Source organism: Bradyrhizobium sp. B025, from assembly GCF_042257955.1.
Taxonomy (GTDB): Bacteria; Pseudomonadota; Alphaproteobacteria; order Rhizobiales; family Xanthobacteraceae; genus Bradyrhizobium; species Bradyrhizobium diazoefficiens.
Map to the genome: position 1 here is coordinate 3,722,725 of NZ_CP170150.1, position 19,996 is coordinate 3,742,720.

Below are 19,996 nucleotides of genomic sequence, written 5' to 3' on the forward strand. Positions count from 1 at the left end.
CAAGACCAAGACCCAAGGTGACTGATGGCCCGTATCAACTACAGCGACCCGTCCAAGGCGTCCGATCGCACCCGCGAAATCCTCGACAAGAACCGCCACGCCAACATCTTCCGGATGATGTCGCATTCGCCGAGCTATTTTGAGCAGTATTGCCGGCTCGGCGGCGCCATCCGCCACAAGGGCGAGCTTGATCCGATCGTGCGCGAGCTCGCCATCACGCGCACCGGCATCCTGTGCGAGGCGCCGTACGAGATCGTCGCCCACAAGCGCATCGGCAAGAATGTCGGCGTCACCGACGAGCAGAACGAGGCGCTCGAGAACTGGCAGGCCGCGAGCTGCTTCAATGAGGTGCAACGCGCCGCGCTCGCCTTCACCGACGAGATCGTCAAGCTGAACAAGCCGACGGACGCGACCTTCAAGGCGATCGCATCGAAGCTGACGCCGGCCGCGCTGGTCGAGCTGCAGCTCTCGGTCGGCTTCTACATCATGACGTCGAAATTCCTGGAGACGTTCGAGATCGATCTTCAGCCGGTCACGGAAGTGGTGGGCTGATCCGAAAGCCGGGGCGAGGGATGCCGATGACGATCGATGAATATGCGGCCTGGGCCGCAAGCGTTGCGAAAGTCGACGAGCATCCGTCGAACGAGCGGCTGTCCTATCTCGGGCTCGGCCTCGCCGGTGAATCGGGCGAGGTCGCCGACCACATCAAGAAGCTGCTGCGCGATGACTGGCTCGACAAGGCGGGTCTCGTCGAAGAGCTCGGCGATGTCATCTACTACTGGGCCTGCCTGTGCGCCGCGACCGGCCAGCAGCCATCCGAATTGCTCAAGGCCAGCGCCGCCAAGATCAGGCGGCGGATCAGCGAGGCGGCAAGCCGATAAGCCATACCGGCGCCGCTCAGGTCGACGTCAGGATGTCCACCTTGGCATTGGCCACAATCAGGCGATCGGCGAGCAGCTGCGCCAGGTTACGCATGATCCGCTCGGAGGCGCGCGGATGCTGCTCGCGGAAGCGCTCGAAATCCTTCAGCGGGGCTTCGAAGGCCGTCGCCGCCATGTCGGCGAACACGTCGGCCGAGCGGGTCTGCTCCAGCAGCGCCATCTCGCCGAACGCCATGCCGGCAGTGAGCGTCGCCAGCCGCACGCCGTCGGGCAGCGTGACATGCACCGCGCCGCTGCGCAGGAAGAACAGGGCATCGGCGGGTTCGCCTGTCGTGAGGATTTTTGCGCCGGACTGATAGGTCCTGATGGTGCAGATCGCGCCGAGCTCCGCCAGCTCGTCCGCGCTGAGACCTTCCAGCAGCGGCTGCTCGGCAAGCTCGGTGGTTTCGTGGAAATCGATCGAACCGCCATAGCGGTAGACGATCTGGTCTTCGGCCCATTCGATCGCGGTGTCGAGCAGGTAGAAGTCGCGGACGTTCTTCAGCTCCGCGGTCCACTCTCGCAGGGTATTCCACTCCTTCGAGGCACGCCTGACGCCCGATAGCACCACCGTGACGTTCAGCGCGGCGAGCTCCTCGAAAGCCTCGGCCACGAGCCGCGCGCCGGCGCGCGTGGTGGAGGTGACGCGGTGAAGGTCGAAGATCACGAATTGCGGCCGTGGCCGGCCCGCGAGCCGCCGCGACACGTAGTCGACCGCCGACAGCGACAGCGTGCCGACCAGCTCGATGATCCGCACCTCCTGCTCGTGCGCGGCCAGGATCTCGCGCTCCTGCGCGCGTCGCACGCGCCGCGACGGGCTCTTGCCGATGTCGTAGTCGGCGATGACGGCGTTGCGCGCGTCGTCGCTGCGGTTGAGCATGTGCAGGTCGTAATGCGAGGACAGGGCCTCGCAGACCTTGATGCCGCGTACGCTGTTGCCGTGCTTGTCGAGTTTCGGCGAATAGCTGCCGAGCCCGAGCCGGGCAGGCAGCGCCGCCAGAATGCCGCCGCCGACGCCGCTCTTGGCGGGAATGCCGATGCGGTAGATCCATTCGCCGGCATAGTCGTACATGCCGGAAGACGTCATCACCGACAGCGTGCGCGAGATCGCGTAAGCGCTCATCACCTGCTCGCCGGTCACCGGATTGATGCCGCGATTGGCGAGCGTTGCCGCCATCACCGCGATGTCGCGCGCCGTGACCAGCACCGCGCATTGTCGGAAATAGACGTCGAGCACGGCGGCGACGTTGTCCGAGATCACCGCATTGGTCTTCAGGAGATAGCCGATGGCGCGGTTGCGGTCGCCGGTCTGGCTCTCCGAGCTGTAGACGGCCTCGTCCACGGCGAGATCGCGCCCGGCGAAGCGGCTGAGCGCAAGGCGGATCTGCTCGAAGGCGTCCGCGCCCTTGCTGTCGTAGATCAGTCCGGTGCAGGCGATCGCGCCGGCATTGACCATCGGGTTGAACGGGTGGTTGTCGGAATTGAGCCGGATCGAGTTGAAGGGATCGCCCGACGGCTCGACGCCGATCGCGCTCTCGACGCGGCCGGCGCCCAAAAGATCCAGCGCCAGCGCGAACACGAACGGCTTTGACATCGACTGGATGGTGAAGGGCACCCTGGAGTCGCCGACCTCGTAGACATGGCCGTCCAGCGTGGCGAGGCTGATGCCAAAATAGGCAGGGTCGGCCTTGCCCAGCTCCGGAATGTAGTCGGCCACCGCGCCGGACGTTTCGGCGGAGAATTCGTTGAGGCAGGTGTCGAGAAACCGCAGCAAGGGCGGCTTCGAGCGGGTCCAGGCGGAGGCGGGCGGCGGTGTCATCGCCTCCTTGTGCAACGCAATCAGGGCACGCGCAACCCGTCCGGTATCGGCCCTTGCCGTCGGATCAACAGCAGCGCGATCAAAATCGTTGGCGCGAGGATCGCAAGGCCCAGCATGGTGACCTGCATCTGCGACAGCGGCATGATTCCGCCGCCGGGGGTCGCCACCACGAATCCGCCGATCACCAGCAGCACGCGGATCGGCCATTCCAGCGCGCCTGCGCCGCGGAGGTCGCCGACGAAGGGCTGGTAGCCCTGGATGCCGCCGCAGATGAACAGCGTGCCGAACGCGGCCAGCGCCATCAGGCCGAGGCCGGCGAGATAGGGGCTCGACCCCTGCAGCACCAGCGCCGGATTGAGCACGAAGAAGAACGGGATGAAATAGATGATGCTGCCGACCCACATCGATTCCCAGCCCGTCTTCATCGCGGGCGAGCCGGCGATGCCCGCGGCGGCGAAAGAGGCTATCGCAACCGGCGGCGTGATCGACGACAGCATGCCCCAGTAGAAGATGAACATGTGCACCGCCATCCTGTTCAGCCCGAGCTTCTCCAGCGCCGGCGCGACCAGGATGGCGAGGAAGATGTAGCAGGCCGTCGTCGTCAGCCCGAGGCCGAGAATGAGGCTGGTGAGGGCGCACATGCCGAGCAGCAGGAAGGGATTGTCGCCGGCAATATGCAGCAGGTCGTTGGCGAGGCTCGACACCACGCCGGTCATCGAGAATGCGCCGATCAGGAGGCCGCAGCCGGCGAGGATGCCGACCAGCTCGACGAAAGTACGGCCGTTGACCTCGAGGAATTTGCCGATCGTTGCGAGCGTCCAGCGCGTGTCCTTGGAGAACAGCTGGTTGAGCACGAGTAGCAGCGCGGTGGCGTAGAACGGCGCGTGGCTCTCGCGCTTGAAGTAGAGCAGCATCACGATCAGGAGCGCGATGACGAAGACGTAGTACCAGCCGTCCTTGATCGTATCCATGATCCGCGGCAGCTCGGCGCGCGGAATGCCCTTCAGCCCGTGGCGCGCCGCGTAGGCGTCGACCTGCATGAACAGGCCGACATAATAGAGCGCGGCAGGAATGATCGCGGCGACCGCGACGTCGGCGTAGCTGACATTGAGGAACTGCGCGATCACGAAGGCGGTCGCGCCCATCACCGGCGGCGCCAGCACCGCGCCCGTGGAGGCGCAGGCCTCGATCGCGCCGGCATAGGAGGCGCGAAAGCCGCTCTTCTTCATCACGGGGATGGTCATGGTGCCCGCGGTGAGCACGTTGGAGATGATCGAGCCCGACATCATGCCGAGCAGGCCGCTGGCAAAGATGCAGACCTTCGCCGCGCCGCCGCGGAACGTGCCGCACAGCGCGAAGGCGAGGTTGATGAAGAATTTGCCGGCCCCCGTCATCATCAGCGCGGTGCCGAACACGAGGAAGCCGATCACGGTGTCGGCAAAGGCCTGGATGGGAATGCCGAGCAGGCTCTCGCCCGACAGCACGTGATAGGCGGTGGCCTGCTCCAGCGTCGATTGCGTGCCGCGGAACGGACCTAACCAGCCGGATTCGGCGAACAGCGGATAGACGGTGAAGGGAAACACGCTGAGCAGCAGGCTCCAGCCGCCGGTGCGGCGCAGCGCCTCCATCAGCATCACCCACATCACGAGGCCCGCGGCGATCACGCTGCTCGGCGCGCCGCCGAATTCCCACCCGGCCTCCGCCGCCTTGCGCACGTTCGACATCAACAGCAGCGCGGCCGCGAAGGTCACGACGAAGAAGACGAGGTCGTACCAGGGAATGCGGTCGAGCGGCGCGCGCTCGGTTCCCGGGAAGATCAGGAAGGTGAAGGGCAGCATCAAGGCGATCAGGAGATAGAAATACTCCGTGTTGAGCTGGGTGTAGCCGATGAAGAAGCGCAGCGAGAACTGCTGGTTGATGCAGAGCAGGATGGTCGCCGCGGTCGCAGTAACCAGCGTCCAGCGCCAGGCGCCGCGCAACGCGCGCACGCGCGTCACCTCGGCCTCCTGCATGTTGCCGGCGGCGCCGTGCGGATCGTCGAACACGACCCGCTTGGCCTCGTCCTTGGGGGCCGTGGAAACTGAAGCAGACGACATGATCGACCCCGATCGTAGGCAGTTAACCGCTGTGGATTAGTCCTCGAACCCGTTCGGCATGTCGGCTTTCGCAAGCGCAGTGGCGCGCGCCTTCATCCAGCCGTCGAGGAACGCCTTGTCGTCGGACGGCGGACTGGACTTGCCGTAGTCCGCCCAGGCGGCCGCGAGCACCTCCTGCCGCTTGATCAGCTTGTTGTTGTGCGCGTCCTGCGCATCGCTCCATTGCCCGGCCTCCTTCAGCGCCTTCACCGCGCCGGGATGCACCGGCACCACCCAGTTCCTGGTCTGGCGTTCGGCGGCGAGACCGCCGGCCCCGGGCGCGGAGTCCTTGTAGGCGTCGTAGTTCACGATCATCGCCTTGGTGATCGCGTAGACCTGGTCGGGTGCTTGCGAGGCGTAGGTCACGAAGATCGGGTAGGGATAGTTGCCGAGCTCGATCGGCTTGTCCGGCGAGATGCCGGCGCCGCAGGTCGCGACTTGCGGGAAGAAGAACGAGCCGACCTTCTGCATCCGCGCCCAGCCCTCCTTGTCCTTGGCCGGCAGCGGCGGCCAGATCAGGCCGCGCGGCGAGGTCTCGGCTTCCTTGGCCGGGCCGGTGATGGTGGTGCCGAAGGCCGCGTCAGTGTCGTTGTTGATCAGGCCCTTCCACATCGCGCCGTAGCTGGCGAACTCGACGACCTTGACGTCCTTCTGCGTCAACCCGGCGAAGGCGAGCACCGCGAGCGAGTTCTGGTTCAGCGCGGGCGAGCCCACGACGAATCCGACGCGCTTGCCTTTCAGGTCTTTCAGATCTTTCACGCCGGTATCGGCTGCGACGCCAAGCGAACCGCAATTGCAATCGACGCTCGAGAGCAGGATCTGAAGCGACTGCGGCCCCCATTCTTTGCTGCCGAACTCGAACACGCCTTCTTGCGCGAAATAGGTGCCCGATCCCATCGCCGCCGCCGCGGCACGCTTGGCGCGCAGCGGCGCCAGCCGCGCGACGTCGTTGCCTGCGGGGAGCACGCGCACGTCGGTGCTGTACTTGTCCTTCATCATCTTGCCGACGCCGACCGCGATGTTGAAGCCGGCAGTGCCGGTGTCATAGGCGGTGAACGTCAATGTCGGCGGCAGCTTGATGTCTTCGGCCGACGCATAGCGTGTAGACGCAAAAGAAATGCCCGCAACCAAGGCAGGCGCGAGCACGAGCAGCCCACGAAGCATGTTTTCCTCCCAACATCCTCGCTTGGTTCGCGAAGACCTTCTTGCTTGAAAAGATCATGTCATCCGTATCAGGCGATGGCAACGTCGTACCGCGGAGGTGAAGCGGAGGTCTGACAGATTGTCGCGGACCACTGACGGCGATAGCGCATCGCTCGGCCATGGTTCGAGACGCGCCGTGAGCGGCGCTCCTCACCATGAGGATGTGTGATTTGCTGCGAAAACCAGCCTCATCCCGATGAGCCTCCCAAAAGCAGGCGTCTCGAAGGCTGGCCACAAAAAGATTGCGCAACCACGTCAGGCGATGCGCATGCGCTTCAGCTCGCGACGATCGCGATGGCCTGTCCCTCGGCGACGACGTCGTCGAGTTTGACGAGAAGCGATGTGATCGTGCCAGAAGCAGGCGAGGGTACCGGGATCTCCATCTTCATCGCCTCGACCACCACAACGTCGTCACCATCCGCAACGGTTCCTCCAACTTGCACGGGAGTTGCGCAGATGCGTCCAGCGACCTCCGTGACGATCTTAATTTCTGGCATGCCATCGCCTTTTTGTTGTCGTCGCAAAATGCCTGAGGTAGCGTCGTCTGCAAGTGGAATTTAATTCCGCACAGCGGAACAGATGGTAGGGAACATGGGACGACGTTCGGAGCGGTTGAGTAGGCAAGGTGCGCTCGCTGGCGAAGCCGGTGAGGGTGATGTCATCCAGGTGGTGTCGCGCGCGTTCGATGTGTTGCGATGCTTCGAGGGCCACGAGGCGCGGCTCGGCAATCTCGAGATTTCAAATCGCTGCGGACTGCCGCGCTCGACCGTGTCGCGGCTCACGCACACGCTGACGCGCATGGGCCAGCTCGTCTATCTGCCGCGCGACCAGAAATATCGCATCGGCCCGAGCGCGGTGGCGATGAGCGCATCGATGATGAAGGGCGCGCAGCTGCGCAGCATGATCCGGCAACGCTTGCAAGAGGTCGCTGAGCAACTGCCGGGGACGGTCGGCTTCGTGGTCCCCGATCGCTTCCATCTCGTCTATCTCCAGTTCGCGCGATCCGCGACTGCGCTCGGCCTGCATGAAGGCACCGGCAGCCGCATCTCGATGGCCTCGACCGCTGCGGGCGCAGCCTACACCGCGGCGCTGGCGCCCGAGGTCGGCGATGCCTTCATTGCGGACATGGAGCGCGAAGCTCCCGAGGCGGCCAAGATCCTGAAGCCTCGCATCGAAGCCAACCGGCAATCGCTGCGCGAGCGCGGCTATGTCACGGCCTGCGGCCTCTGGAGCCCGCACATCAACGGCCTCGCGGTGCCGATCTGGTCGCCGCAGTACCAGACCTTCGTCGTCATCACGATCGGCCTTCTGTCTGCGATGTACGACGAGCAGCGTCTGCATGCGGAAGTCGCGCCGCTGATGCTCGCGCTGGGCCGATCGCTGGGCAGCCTGCTCGAGGGTGCGGAAGGCGACGTCTTCAACAACCGTATCCCGCGCAAACCGGTCGCAATGGCCGTGCACAACAATAACAAGCCGATCAATTCGGAGGGAGTGAATGACCTGGAAGCCGGAACTCGACGAGCTCGCCCGGCGCGAAGCCTTCGCGCGGGAGATGGGCGGCGTTGACAAGGTCAAGCGACAGCATGACCAGGGCCGGCTGACTGTTCGGGAGCGCATCGACAAGCTGATCGACAAAGGCAGCTTTCACGAGATCGGTGCCGTCTCCGGCATCGGTGAGTACGATTCCAGCGGCGAGTTGCAGAAGTTGACGCCGGCGAACTGCGTGTTCGGCCGCGCGCGCGTGGGCGGCCGCACGGTGGTCGTGGTCGGCGACGATTTCACCGTGCGCGGCGGCTCGGCGGATGCATCGATCTCCGCGAAACCGCTGATGGCGGAGGAGATGGCGCACGACTTCCGTCTGCCCATCGTCCGCATCATCGAAGGCTCCGGCGGCGGCGGCTCGGTCAAGACCATCGAGACCAAGGGCGCGGCGAACCTGCCGGGTGGCATCGGCGGCACCCGCTGGTATCGCTTCACGACGGAAAACCTGTCGCAGGTGCCGGTGGTCGCGCTCGGCCTCGGTTCGGTTGCAGGGCTCGGTGCCGCGCGCCTCGCCGCCAGCCACTATTCCATCATGACCCGGAAGTCCGCGATGTTCGTCGCGGGGCCGCCTGTGGTGAAGGCGCTGGGACAGGACCTCTCGAAGGAGGAACTCGGCGGCGCCGACATCCAGACCCGCGCCGGCGCGATTGACCATGCCGTCGACACCGAGGAAGAGGCGTTCGCCTGCGCGCGGCGCTTCCTGTCCTATCTGCCGTCGTCGGTCTACGAGCTGCCGCCGACCTTGCCCTGCACCGACAATCCCGAGCGTACCGAGGAAGCGCTGATGAACGCGGTGCCGCGCAACCGCAAGCAGGTCTACAAGATGCGGCCGATCATCGAGTCCGTTGTCGACAAGGGCTCGTTCTTCGAGGTCGCGAAGAATTTCGGCAAACCAATCATCGTCGGCCTCGCGCGGCTCGAGGGCAGGGCGGTGCTGCTGCTTGCCAGCGACAGTTTTCACTATGGCGGCTCCTGGACGGCGGATGCGTGCCAGAAGGTGGTGCGCTGGGTAGATTTCGCCGAAACCTTCCATCTGCCGATCGTCTATCTCATGGACTGCCCCGGCTTCATGATCGGGCTCGATGCCGAGAAGGCGGCGACCATCCGCCACGGCGTCCGCGTCATGGCCGCGGTCAACCAGACCACCGTGCCCTGGTGCACCGTGATCCTGCGTAACGCGTTCGGCGTCGCCGGCGTGGTGCATCAGCCGGCCGACCGCTTCTCGATCCGCTACGCTTGGCCGTCGGCCTATTGGGGCTCGCTTCCGCTGGAGGGCGGCATCGAAGCGGCCTACCGCGCCGACATCGATGCGGCCGAGGACAAGGCGGCGAAGCTGAGGGAGATCGAGGAGCGGCTGAACAAGCTGCGCTCGCCGTTCCGTTCGGCCGAGAAGTTCTGGGTCGAGGAGATCATCGATCCCAGGAAGACGAGATCGTTGCTCTGCGAGTTCGCAAGGCTGGCCGAGCCGCTGCGAAAAGCCGGACCGCCGACGAACATGACGATCAGGCCGTAGGCGGCCCGGCGCGTCACAGAGGCGGGACATGCGAAAGTCCCGAATCGGACCGACAGGCCCCCCTTGCCAAGAGCGGGACGGGTTTTCCGCCGCTTGCGAGCTGCCTGGAGACGGCGCGCGGCCGTGCCTGATAGCGCCGGTCGTGAGGCCGCAACAGGCGCGGCGAGCACCCGTTGCCGGTTACCCGCCGGTCTCTGCGATCGCGTTTAACCGACGTTAATGATGCCTTCTCAATATGATACATCCAACCTGTTGCAGCCCATGTTGTGGATTGCTCGTAAGCCTTGATTAAGGGAGCCCTCCGCATATTCCGCCCGTGACGGCGAGCGCCGGGATCGAAACCCGGCAGTCGTTTCCGTCGATTTCAGGGGAAGGGCCGCTGCCGTAGCGACGGCAGCCAGGATGAAACTCATGCTCCGCAGCGCAATGCTTCGTTTCGCGAGAGACCGGAAGGCCAACGTTGCCATCATCTTCGCGCTGATGATGGTCCCCACGATCTTTCTTCTGGGCATGGCGCTCGACTATACGCTGGCCCTGCGCAAGCGCGAGCAATTGAACGCAGCTGCCGACGCGGCCGCGATCGCGGCCGTGAGGCCGGCGATGCTGACGCAGAGCGACACCACCGTCGTCAAGGCGACCGCGGAAGCCGTCTTCGCAGCGAAGGCGAATCTTCCCGGATTGTCCGCGGTCCCGACACCGACGGTCACGATCGTCGATTCCGGTCTCGCGCGAACCATCACGGTGTCCTACACCGCGCAGTCCACGAACAATTTCCCCGGCGTTCTCGGCAAGCAGACCTGGCAGGTCGCCGGTTCCGCGACGGCGAGGGCGTCGAGCGCGCCCAACATGAATTTCTATCTGCTGACGGATGACTCGCCGTCCATGGGGATCGGCGCGACCGCGGGCGACATCAGCAATCTCATCAACAAGACCGCCCCCGCGTACCAGACAGCAGCGGCCTCGCAGAATTGCGGCTTCGCCTGTCATCAAACCAATATCGCGCACGACGGCGGGACCAAGGACAACCTTGCGATCGCACGCGCCAACAATATCACGTTGCGGATCGATCTCGTGACGAATGCCGTCAACCAGTTGCTCAATACATGGTCGAACTGCCCGCAGTCGGGCGTTTCGGGCGGCGTCATGCAGTGCATGTCGGCGTTGAACAACACCACCTACAAAGCGGCGCTCTATACGTTCGACCTGAGTTTGAACGAACTGGCCAAGCTGACCACCCCGACCCTCGCCGGAGCCCAGGTTAACAACATCTCGCTGATGCCGGTCGCCTACCAGAACTGCGTCGTTCCGACGACCAACTGCAAGACCGACAACGGCACGGATATCGCCGGCGCGCTCAAAAGCATCAACGACATCATGCCCACTCCCGGGCTTGGCACCAACGCGTCGGGAGATACGCCGCAGGAAGTGGTGTTCCTTATCACCGACGGCGTCGAAGACAAGATCTCCGCGACCTGCCCCAACGCGACCTTCGCCTCCAACAGTCGATGCCAGCAGCCGCTCGACACGACGATGTGCACGACCATCAAGAACCGGGGCATCAAGATCGCCGTCCTCTACACCGAGTATCTGCAACTTATCGCCAATCCTCTCACCGGTATCCAGAAAACGGACGGCTGGTACATGAGCTGGATCGACAAGTACGACCAGCCGAGTTCCCTAACCGGCCAGATCGCACAAAATCTGCAATCCTGCGCGTCGCCGGGGTTCTACAAGAGTGTTCAAAATGGCCAGAACATTTCCGACGCCCTGAGGGACCTCTTCATCAAGGTCGCGTCAAGCACTGCCAGCCTCGTGCAGTAGGGAAAGCGCCATGACTGGTCCAAAGGCTACAACGAGAAAGAGGCGCGGCGGTCGCTGCGCAGCTTTCGCGCGGGACAGCAGGGGCGCCACGGCCGTCGAATTCGCGCTCGTCGCCGCGCCGTTCCTCGCCCTCATTATCGCGCTCATTCAGACGTTCATCGTTTTCTTTGCGCAGGAATTGCTCGAATCCGTGGTGCGTCAATCGGCGCGCCTGGTCATGACGGGACAGGTTCAGTCCGCGCAGATGACGCAGGCCGCATTCAAGCAGAAGGTCTGCGACCAGGTCGTGATCTTGTTCAACTGCAACGGCATGATGGTGGACATGCAGGTCGCCACGTCGTGGAATTCCACGAACACCGCCATGCCCTCCCTGACCTTCGACAGCAAGGGCGCGGTCACCAACACCTGGCAGTTCAATCCCGGCAACTCCGGCGATATCGTCGTTCTCCGGGTGATGTATGTCTGGCCTGTTATGCTCGGGCCACTCGGTTTCAATCTGTCGAATCTTTCCAACGGCAACCGGCTGATCATGGCGTCCGCCGCGTTCCAGAACGAGCCAGGGAGCTGACTGATGATCGCCGGCCTGTCGTTTCGCGCACGCGACCTGTGGACCGACGCTCGCGGCGTTGCGGCGACGGAGTTCGCCATCGTGAGCCCGTTCATGCTGCTGCTCTATATCGGCGGCGTGGAGCTCGGGAACGGGTTGGCCATGAACGTCAAGGTCACAGCGACCGCGCACAGTGTCGCGGACATGGTTTCGCAGAACACCCAGGTCTCGCCCTCCCAGATGTCCGGCATCCTTGCGGCCTCGACCGCCATCATGGCGCCTTATCCCGTCAAGAGCGGCAGCACCTCCCTGATGACGATCACGGTCTCGGGAGTCTCGACCGACAGCAAAGGCAATGCGACGGTGCAATGGAGCACGTCGACCTCGGGAGCGGGGAGAACCGTGGGGCAGCAGATGACCTTGTCCCAGTTCACCGCGACCGATCCGAACAATCCCAACAACGCCAACATCTCGCTCATCCTGAGCGAGGTGTCCTATGACTACACGCCCAACCTCGGCTATACGATCGCCGGCACCGTCAAGCTGACCGACAGCTATTACCTGTTCCCGCGCTGCTCGACGAACAGCCCGGCCAACTCGAGCTTCCCATATTACGACGTGAAGTATACCCCGACGTCGACGACGTGCACATGCGTGCAGCATCTGCAGCAGAAGTCCTGCTAGCGCCGCGACGCGGCGCCGGTTAACCGGGATGCTGGCGGGCAATGCTGGCGTGATGCCGCTGTCCGACGTGTCAAACGGTCCGATAGGTGCACGTGGCATCTGGCGCGAGGCCACCGCTTGGTGCTGGCAAGGCAAGAGTTCGTACTCTGCGGGTTAATCATATCGGTCGCAACGTGTGGCTTATGGGGATTGAAGAGGGCCGCCCGCAAATGCAGCCATTTTCGGCCGCTCTTTAGGCCCATTTCAGCCAAACTGTTATCAGTTGCTCGTCGACCGGGGCAGGACCTTTCAATTTGGAGTCCTGCGATGTTCAAGCTAGTTCTTTCTGCGTGTCTCTTTGTTGCCGTCAGCTCTATTGCTTCGGAAGCACGACCCTACCGCATTGATCACGCGCCCGAGTGCAATGTCATCATGCCCTGCGACTTCTCGTCGTCGCAAACGCGCCGTGAGCGCGTTTCCAGTTACTCGTCACAGACGCCCCATTCAAGACAACTCACAATGGTCGCCGCTGGCAATGCCGTTGCGGCGGTGAATGCCCCTGGCGATCGGGTCGTCGGCGGTCGACCGGCCGGTTGCCCGTCGTCCTTCTGCGGTTGCGGCGCGGCCCTGCGCGTGTTTGGTCGTATGGTGCCGGAATTGAATCTCGCGGCTAACTGGCTACGTTTTCCGCGTACATCGCCAGCGCCGGGAATGGTGGCGGCACGACGCGGCCACGTGTTCGTCCTGGAGCAGCACCTCGGGGGAGACCTCTGGATGGCGTATGACGCCAACTCGGGCGGACACGCAACAAGAATGCACGCGCGTTCCTTGCGGGGGTATACGGTCGTCAACCCGCGCGTCGCGACGCTTTGAGCAAGGCTTCCTGCATCAATGTCGGGCAGGGCATCGGCGACTTGTGTATCCCGCCATGATCACATCATGCCGGTGTCTTGCCCGACGAGTCAAATCGCCTTGCGGACGCGTAAGTCATTGATCCGCCGTGCCTCGGCTACTGTGCATGGGGTTGTTTTCGCGGTTTTTGTTTGCGCCCCCGCTCCAGTGCCCCTTACGCGCTCTCCGTCTCCCGGTGCACGTCGTGCACCACCAGCCCCATGCCTTGCTCGGGCATCTTGATCCGGTCGCGCCGCTTCAGCGTGCGCTTGGTGTCCTCAAAGCCGCTCTGCCAGTGCTCGCGCATCGAGGTGCCCGAGAATTCGTGGTCCTTGGCGTCGCCCTCATAGGCCTTCTGCTGGTAGATCAGATGCAGGATCGCGATCTCGGGTATGTGGCACAGGCTCGCTTTCAACTTGCGCTCTTCCTCGCTCAGTTGTTCCTCCGGCAGCTTCGCCAGGGCCTTGTAGAGCAGGACCTTGAGATTGTGCGTGCGGCGCGCATCACTACATCGCCGATCTGACGTTGCCGTTCGGCCGCGTCGTGCACGACTATATCAGGGAAGCCGAGGCGGCGGCCGCGACGGGGCTGGCCGCGGAGTAGGGCGGCGCCATCATCAAACTGTAACAAAGGCGTAATTGAGTACCCGCGTGGATCCGGACGATGCCGTCAGCCATCTTCCGGAGACGGGGCATTTGTTGACGGTTGGGGCGACCATGGCTGAGCCGGCAAAGCTTGTCAGCGCGATATCGGGGGCTGAGCCTGCCATTCCGGGCCTGGTCTGGGCGTTCCGCCTGCACAGCGACGGCAGCGCCGAGGCGCTGCCGATCGAGTTCAGCCATGACGGCCGGCTCTGGCTGCATTTCAACCTGACCGATGCGCGGGCGCGGCCGTGGATTGCGGCATCGACGCTGCCGCCGCTTGCGCGCGAGCTGCTGCTGTCCAACGACACGTTCCAGCAGCTCCATGTCATCGACCACTGCGTCTACGGCGTGTTCTCCGACCTCGTGCGCGACATCGACAGCGCCACGGAGGAGACCGCGTTCCTGCGCTTCGCCATGACCGAGCACCTGCTGGTCAGCGGCCGCCATCAGGCGCTGTGCTCGGCGGATGCGACGCGCCGGGTGCTCGAAGGCGGCTACCGCGTCGACAACGTCGCCCATCTCCTGGAAAAGATCTTGGACGAGGTCGCCGACACGCTTGATCGGATGGCCGACAAGCTCGGGCAGGAGATCGACGGCATCGAGGAACGCATCCTCGCCGACGATGCCAAGCCGGAGATGCGCCGCAATCTCGGCCGGCTGCGCCGCACCTGCGTCAGGCTGCATCGTCAGCTCACCGGCCTGCGCGTGCTGTTTCACCGGCTCGACCAGAAGAACACGGACCATCTCTCGCCGGGCTTGCGGATCCACGCCGGCAAGCTGGCGCAGCGGCTCGATGGTCTCGATCACGACATCGTCGAGCTGCGCGAGCGCAGCCGGCTGCTCGAGGAGGAGCTGCGCTTCAAGAACGAGGAGGAGAGCAACCACCACCTCCACACGCTCTCCATCGTGACGACGCTGCTGCTGCCGCCGACGCTGATCACCGGCATCTTCGGCATGAACACCAAGGGCCTGCCGCTCACCGACGTCGAGACCGGATTCCTCTGGGCGGCGGCGCTGATGGCCTCGTCGGTCGGCGCGGCCTATTTGTTCATGCGGCGCACGGGCATTTTCAAGTAGCGTACCCAACCGTGAACGCGATTGCCGATAGCTCTCTGCTGCGAAGCATGGCTGCAATTGCGCTGGCGTGCACCTTGGCGAGCACGAGCGCGCGCGCCGGCGCCAAGGACGAAAGCGCGGCGGAATGGCTGGCGCCAAAATGGTCCAACGAATGGCATGACGGGCTCGCCAACAAGGGCCTGAATTTCGGCGCCACCTACATCGCCGACAACATCGGCAATGTGTCCGGCGGTGTTGGGCGCGGCGCGATCCATTTCGGCCGCCTCGATCTCTCGGTCGATGCCGATCTGGACAAGCTCGTCGGCTGGAGCGGCGGCCGCTTCTACGCCAACGCCTTCGTGATCTACGGCCGCGGGCTCTCGCGCAACTACGTGCAGAACCTCGCCACCATCAGCGAGATCGAGGCGCTGCCGGACCAGCGGCTCTACAACGCCTATTTCGAGCAGAGCTTCTTTGGCGACAGGCTGAACATCAGGGCCGGCCAGCAGGCCGCGGATGTGGAGTTCTTCGACAGCCAGACCGACGACCTCTTCATCAACGGCACCTTCGGCTGGCCGGCGATCAAGGCGAGCAACCTTCCGGCCGGCGGCCCGGCCCCGCCGATCGCGGTGCCCGGCATTCGCGTCAAGGCCGCGTTGACGGACCAGATCACCGCCTATGCTGCAGTGTTCAACGGCGATCCGTCCGGGCCGGGCGATGCCGATCCGCAGATTCGCGACCATCACGGCCTCGCGTTCCGCGTCAACGATCCGCCCTGGGTGATCGGGCAGGTCCGCTTCAACTACGACATCGATATCGGGGGCCGCCCGCTCGCCGGCAATTTCACGCCGGGCGCCTGGAAGCACTATGGCTCGTTCGACAGCCAGCGGTTTACCGCGGAGGGCCTGTCGATCGCCGATCCCTCCGGAAGCGGCGTTCCGGCGAAGCTCCGCGGCAACTACGGCATCTTCGCGGTGATCGAGCAGGTGCTCTACCGCCCGCCGGAGGTGAAGGACAACACCACGTCAGCTTCGATCCCGGGCGTCACCGCGTTCGGCCGCATCGCCTACAGCCCGCCGGATCGCAATCTGATCGACCTCTATCTCGACGGCGGCATCGGCTTCGTCGGCTTCACGCCAGGCCGTCCGCTCGACCGCTTCGGCGTGGCGATGGCCTATATGCGGATTTCGAACACGGCCCGCGCGCTCGATCTCGATACGCAGTCCTTCACCGGCGTGCAGAGCCCGGTGCGCAGCAACGAGACCCTGATCGAGATGATCTACGAGGCGCATATCAAGCCGGGCTGGCTGGTGGCGCCGTATTTCCAGTACGTGTTCCGCCCCTCGGGCGGCATCCCCAATCCGAACGATCCGAGCGGGACTTCGCGGATCGGTGACGCCGCGGTCTTCGGCGTCACCACAACGATCCGGTACTAGGGCGGCTTACGCCATTGCGGGTTGCGCCTTTGGCTTCGGCTGCCGCGACAGTGCCAGCACGATCAACGAGGCGAACACGCAGAGCGCGCCGGCGATGAAGAAGGCGGGCAGATAGCTCTGCAGCAGCGTCCGCGACAGGCCCGCTCCGAAGGCCGCGGTGCCGGCGCCGAGCTGATGCCCGGCGAAGATCCAGCCGAACACCAGATTGGCGCGCTCGGGGCCGAACTTCTGCGCGGTGAGGCGCACCGTCGGCGGCACGGTGGCGATCCAGTCGAGGCCGTAGAACATCGCGAAGATCGACAGGCCGTAGAACGAGAAATCGCTGAAGGGCAGGAAGATCAGCGAGAGACCGCGCAGGCCGTAGTACCAGAACAGCAGCCAGCGATTGTCGTAACGGTCCGACAGCCAGCCCGAGAAGATGGTGCCGAAGAAGTCGAAAATACCCATCGCAGCCAGCAGGCTTGCGGCCTGCACCTGCGGGATGCCGAAATCGAGGCACATCGGGATCAGGTGGACCTGGACGAGGCCGTTGGTCGAGGCGCCGCAGACGAAGAAGGTCGCAAACAGGATCCAGAACGCGCTCGACTTCGAGGCATCGCGCAGCGTGCCGAGCGCCACCGCCGTGATCGAGCCATTGTTGACGGGCGGGGCGGGCAGGGGCTCGGTGCCCTCGTCGCCGAACGGGCGCAGGCCCAGATCGCTCGGACGGTCGCGCATCGCGAGCAGGACCGCGAGTGCGGAAACGCCGAGCATGATGCAGACGAAGCCGAGTGCCAGTCGCCAGCCGAAGCGTTCGGTGAGGCTTGCGAGCAGCGGCAGGAACACGAGCTGACCGGTGGCGACGCTCGCGGTCATGATGCCGACGACGAGGCCGCGTCGCGCCGCGAACCAGCGCGTGGCGATGGTGGCTCCCAGCACCAGCGCGGTCATGCCGGTGCCGATACCGATCACGACGCCCCACAGGGCTATGAGCTGCCAGACCTCGGTCATGCCAAGCGATGCGACCAGCGCCGAGACCACGATCAGCTGCGCCGTGAGCGTGACGTTGCGCAGGCCGTAGCGGTTGAGCAGGGCGGCGGCGAATGGCGCCATCAGCCCGAACAGGATGAAGCGGATCGACAGCGCGGAAGAGATCTCCGCCGTGCTCCAGCCGAACTCCTTTTGCAGGGGAACGATGAACACGCCGGGCGCACCGACCGTGCCGGCGCTGATCAGCGCGGCCAGGAAGGTCACGCCGACCATCACCCAGCCGTAGTGGATATTGCGGCGGCTGAGCCTTGCCGCGAGCCAGTTCGAGATCATTGGGCCTCAATCATGGTTGGCGGTCCCTCCCGGGACACGCGTCATCGTTATAATCTGGCATATTCGTCGGAAGTCTAAAATGTCAGACTTCCCTCAATTTCGGACATAACGACTAGTGCGGCAGCCGCTCCACCGCGATGGCCGTGGCTTCGCCGCCACCGATGCAGAGCGCGGCGACGCCGCGCTTGAGGTTCTGCGCCTCGAGCGCATGCAGCAGCGTCACGATCAGCCGCGCGCCGGTGGCGCCGATCGGATGGCCGAGCGCGCAGGCGCCGCCGTTGATGTTCAGCTTGTCGCGGGGAATGCCGAGATCGCGCTGCGCCGCCATCGCCACCACGGCGAAAGCCTCGTTGATCTCGAACAGGTCGACGTCACCGGCGCTCCAGCCGATCTTGTCGAGCAGCTTGCGGATCGCAGGGATCGGCGCCGTGGTGAACCATTGCGGCTCCTGGCTGTGGGTGGCGTGGCCCTTGATCACGGCAAGCGCCGGAAGGCCGTTGCGATCGGCCAGCGACCGCTTCGTCAGCACCAGCGCGGCGGCACCGTCGGCATTGGCGGAGGAGGCGGCCGGCGTGATCGTGCCATTGGCGCGGAACGCCGGCTTCAGTCCGGGAATCTTGGCCGGATCGACCTTCAGCGGATGCTCGTCATTGGCGATGACGCGTGGGCCAGCCTTCTCGGTCAGCGTGATCGGCGCGATCTCGGCCTTGAACGCGCCGCCCTCGACCGCCCTGCGGGCGCGGCTGAGCGTCTCCATCGCATAGGCGTCCTGGTCCTTGCGGGTGAACTGGTAGGCCTCTGCCGTGGCCTCGCCGAAATCGCCCATGGATCGGCCGGTCTCGTAGGCGTCCTCCAGCCCGTCCATCATCATGTGGTCGATGATGCGGTCATGCCCGACGCGATAGCCGCCGCGTGCCTTGGCGAGGAGATAGGGCGCGTTGCTCATGCTCTCCATGCCGCCGGAGACGACGATCTCGGCCGAGCCGGCGCGGATGATGTCGTGCGCCAGCATGGTCGCCTTCATGCCGGAGCCGCAGACCTTGTTGACCGTGGTGGCGCCGGTTGCATCGGGCAGGCCGGACGCGCGGGCAGCCTGGCGTGCCGGGGCCTGGCCTTGTCCTGCGGGCAGCACGCAGCCCATGAAGACCTCATCGACCTTCTCAGGCGCGAGCTTGGCGCGCTCCAGCGCAGCGCCGATCACATGCGATCCAAGCTTATGCGCGGCCAGCGGCGACAATTCGCCCATGAAGCGGCCGAGCGGGGTACGGGCGGCGGAGACGATGACGACGGGATCGGCGGCTTCGGCCATGACGGGACTCCCTGCGATGACGGTTGAGTAAGATTATGCTCATCATATGATGCGGCGCAAAAAATGCAACCGCGGCTGGGATGAGAAAATCTTGTGGTTCGCATGAGATTTCCTCCTGCGATCGGAGGAGGGGCTGTGACTCTAGGAACGAAAGCGCTCCCCCAATGACGATGTCTGCCCCGCGAAGGCGAGGGCATCCAGAACGCCGCGGCTTCTCGGCTCAATCACCGCAGCCTCTGGAATACTGGATCGCCCGCCTCGCGGGCGATGACAGCGTCATGCGGAACGAAGCACCCCGTCCAGCGCCTACCGCTTCCTGTTCACGAACGCCTGCATCAGGCGCGTTGGCTCGTCGGTCAGGAACGACTCGCCGAACACCTTGACGCTGAGGTTCACCGACTCCGTCAGCGGCAGTTCCTCCCATTGCCGCAGCAGCGCCTTTTGCGACCGCAACGCCTTGGGGCCGCATTCGAGCAGCGCCTTCACCGTGTGCTCGACGGCTGCATCCAGCCCGCCCTCGGGCGCCACCTTGTCGACCAGTCCCCAGGCGAGCGCCGTGGCTGCGTCGATGTTCTCTGCCGTCATCACCAGCCAGCGCGCGCGGGCCCAGCCGATCAGGCGCGGCAGCAGCGCGGCGTGGATCACCGAGGGAATGCCGACGCGGACCTCCGGCATGCCGAAATGCGCATCATGCGCGGCGATGCGGAAGTCGCAGGCGGCCGCCACCTCGAGCCCGCCGCCGAGGCACCAGCCGGGCATGCGCGCGATCACGGGGGCCGGGAACTGGCGCACGGCCTCGCAGAGATCGCGCAGGCGGCTGATGAAGGCTTCGGCCGATGCCTGGTCGAGCTTGGCCATCTCCTTGATGTCGGCGCCGCCGATCATGCTCTTCTCGCTCTGGCCGCGCAGCACCACGACGCGGATGCTGCGATCGGAGGCGAGCTGTTGCAGGCCTTCGCGCGCCGCGTCGGTGACGGGCGAGCCGAGGATGTTGAGCGAGCCGGCGTTGCAAATCGCGACGTGAACGACGCCGCGCGCATCGCGCGTTACGCCGCAGTGGTTGTTGAGCATTTCCATCGTGGGATCTCGACGTTTGTTGGACGTGCGCGGGCGCACCGGTCGGGGTCACTTCCGGGCCGAAACGCGTTGCTTGTCAAGCGGGCCGGGGAGACGGAGTTGCCAGCGCGAAGTTCGT

General features: G+C 64.7%; 17 protein-coding genes and 1 pseudogene. 10 read left to right on the forward strand and 8 right to left on the reverse strand.

From position 1 onward, the window contains the following. Window positions 1-24 precede the first annotated feature (24 nt). Both ACE10W_RS16980 and ACE10W_RS16985 read left to right on the forward strand, forming a co-directional pair. Window positions 25-552 (forward strand): carboxymuconolactone decarboxylase family protein, encoded by a 528-nt coding sequence (locus ACE10W_RS16980; protein WP_028170970.1) that lies wholly within the window; start codon window positions 25-27, stop codon window positions 550-552. A 26-nt stretch (window positions 553-578) separates the two neighbouring features. Next, window positions 579-881: a nucleoside triphosphate pyrophosphohydrolase family protein gene (locus tag ACE10W_RS16985; protein WP_027543134.1), complete on the forward strand. Its 303-nt coding sequence runs from the start codon at window positions 579-581 to the stop codon at window positions 879-881. Between the two features lie 16 nt (window positions 882-897). On the opposite strand, the gene glsA is transcribed toward ACE10W_RS16985, so the two are convergent. From glsA to ACE10W_RS17005, 4 genes are all read right to left on the reverse strand, one after another. Next, window positions 898-2,739: a glutaminase A gene (gene glsA / locus ACE10W_RS16990; RefSeq protein ID WP_304552787.1), complete on the reverse strand. Its 1,842-nt coding sequence runs from the start codon at window positions 2,737-2,739 to the stop codon at window positions 898-900. 20 nt (window positions 2,740-2,759) lie between these two features. Continuing rightward, entirely contained in the window at window positions 2,760-4,835 is a 2,076-nt protein-coding gene (locus ACE10W_RS16995) for a TRAP transporter permease (protein ID WP_370204395.1), read from the reverse strand. A 36-nt stretch (window positions 4,836-4,871) separates the two neighbouring features. Then, window positions 4,872-6,038, reverse strand: a complete 1,167-nt coding sequence (locus tag ACE10W_RS17000) for a TAXI family TRAP transporter solute-binding subunit (RefSeq protein ID WP_028170973.1) — start codon at window positions 6,036-6,038, stop codon at window positions 4,872-4,874. 314 nt (window positions 6,039-6,352) lie between these two features. Continuing rightward, window positions 6,353-6,574, reverse strand: a complete 222-nt coding sequence (locus tag ACE10W_RS17005; protein WP_011086715.1) for a biotin/lipoyl-containing protein — start codon at window positions 6,572-6,574, stop codon at window positions 6,353-6,355. Between the two features lie 94 nt (window positions 6,575-6,668). Here ACE10W_RS17005 and ACE10W_RS17010 point away from each other — a divergent pair, with 94 nt between their 5' ends. The 6 genes from ACE10W_RS17010 to ACE10W_RS17035 all read left to right on the forward strand — a co-directional run bounded on the left by ACE10W_RS17010 (window position 6,669) and on the right by ACE10W_RS17035 (window position 13,036). Then, complete coding sequence (locus tag ACE10W_RS17010; protein ID WP_161535260.1) at window positions 6,669-7,643, forward strand: IclR family transcriptional regulator; 975 nt, start codon at window positions 6,669-6,671, stop codon at window positions 7,641-7,643. After that, window positions 7,573-9,132, forward strand: a complete 1,560-nt coding sequence (locus ACE10W_RS17015; protein ID WP_304552789.1) for an acyl-CoA carboxylase subunit beta — start codon at window positions 7,573-7,575, stop codon at window positions 9,130-9,132. The genes ACE10W_RS17010 and ACE10W_RS17015 overlap by 71 nt, the downstream gene beginning before the upstream one ends. Before the next feature lie 411 nt (window positions 9,133-9,543). Next, window positions 9,544-10,953 carry a TadE/TadG family type IV pilus assembly protein gene (locus ACE10W_RS17020; RefSeq protein ID WP_304552790.1) on the forward strand — a complete coding sequence of 470 codons (1,410 nt, stop codon included), beginning with the start codon at window positions 9,544-9,546 and terminating at the stop codon, window positions 10,951-10,953. A 10-nt stretch (window positions 10,954-10,963) separates the two neighbouring features. Further along, window positions 10,964-11,521 carry a TadE/TadG family type IV pilus assembly protein gene (locus ACE10W_RS17025; protein WP_304552791.1) on the forward strand — a complete coding sequence of 186 codons (558 nt, stop codon included), beginning with the start codon at window positions 10,964-10,966 and terminating at the stop codon, window positions 11,519-11,521. Window positions 11,522-11,524: 3 nt separating this feature from the next. Then, window positions 11,525-12,184 (forward strand): TadE/TadG family type IV pilus assembly protein, encoded by a 660-nt coding sequence (locus ACE10W_RS17030; RefSeq protein WP_304552792.1) that lies wholly within the window; start codon window positions 11,525-11,527, stop codon window positions 12,182-12,184. A 306-nt stretch (window positions 12,185-12,490) separates the two neighbouring features. After that, complete coding sequence (locus ACE10W_RS17035) at window positions 12,491-13,036, forward strand: hypothetical protein (RefSeq protein ID WP_304552793.1); 546 nt, start codon at window positions 12,491-12,493, stop codon at window positions 13,034-13,036. A 193-nt stretch (window positions 13,037-13,229) separates the two neighbouring features. Here the strand turns inward: ACE10W_RS17035 and ACE10W_RS17040 are convergent. Then, window positions 13,230-13,553 (reverse strand): annotated as a pseudogene (locus ACE10W_RS17040) (DUF3734 domain-containing protein); the annotation flags it as partial. 217 nt (window positions 13,554-13,770) lie between these two features. On the opposite strand from ACE10W_RS17040, the gene ACE10W_RS17045 reads away from it, so the two are divergent. Next, on the forward strand, window positions 13,771-14,775 hold the full coding sequence (locus ACE10W_RS17045; protein WP_304552794.1) for a transporter: 1,005 nt from the start codon (window positions 13,771-13,773) through the stop codon (window positions 14,773-14,775). Between the two features lie 47 nt (window positions 14,776-14,822). After that, window positions 14,823-16,190, forward strand: a complete 1,368-nt coding sequence (locus tag ACE10W_RS17050) for a carbohydrate porin (RefSeq protein ID WP_304552795.1) — start codon at window positions 14,823-14,825, stop codon at window positions 16,188-16,190. A gap of 6 nt (window positions 16,191-16,196) precedes the next feature. On the opposite strand, the gene ACE10W_RS17055 is transcribed toward ACE10W_RS17050, so the two are convergent. The 3 genes from ACE10W_RS17055 to ACE10W_RS17065 form a co-directional block, all read right to left on the reverse strand. Further along, the gene (locus ACE10W_RS17055; RefSeq protein WP_304552797.1) at window positions 16,197-17,492 is read right to left on the reverse strand and encodes an MFS transporter; all 1,296 of its coding nucleotides are present in this window, start codon (window positions 17,490-17,492) and stop codon (window positions 16,197-16,199) included. Between the two features lie 112 nt (window positions 17,493-17,604). Further along, window positions 17,605-18,801: an acetyl-CoA C-acyltransferase gene (locus tag ACE10W_RS17060; protein ID WP_304552799.1), complete on the reverse strand. Its 1,197-nt coding sequence runs from the start codon at window positions 18,799-18,801 to the stop codon at window positions 17,605-17,607. A 306-nt stretch (window positions 18,802-19,107) separates the two neighbouring features. Further along, the gene (locus tag ACE10W_RS17065; RefSeq protein ID WP_304552801.1) at window positions 19,108-19,878 is read right to left on the reverse strand and encodes an enoyl-CoA hydratase; all 771 of its coding nucleotides are present in this window, start codon (window positions 19,876-19,878) and stop codon (window positions 19,108-19,110) included. Between the last annotated feature and the right edge of the window lie 118 nt (window positions 19,879-19,996).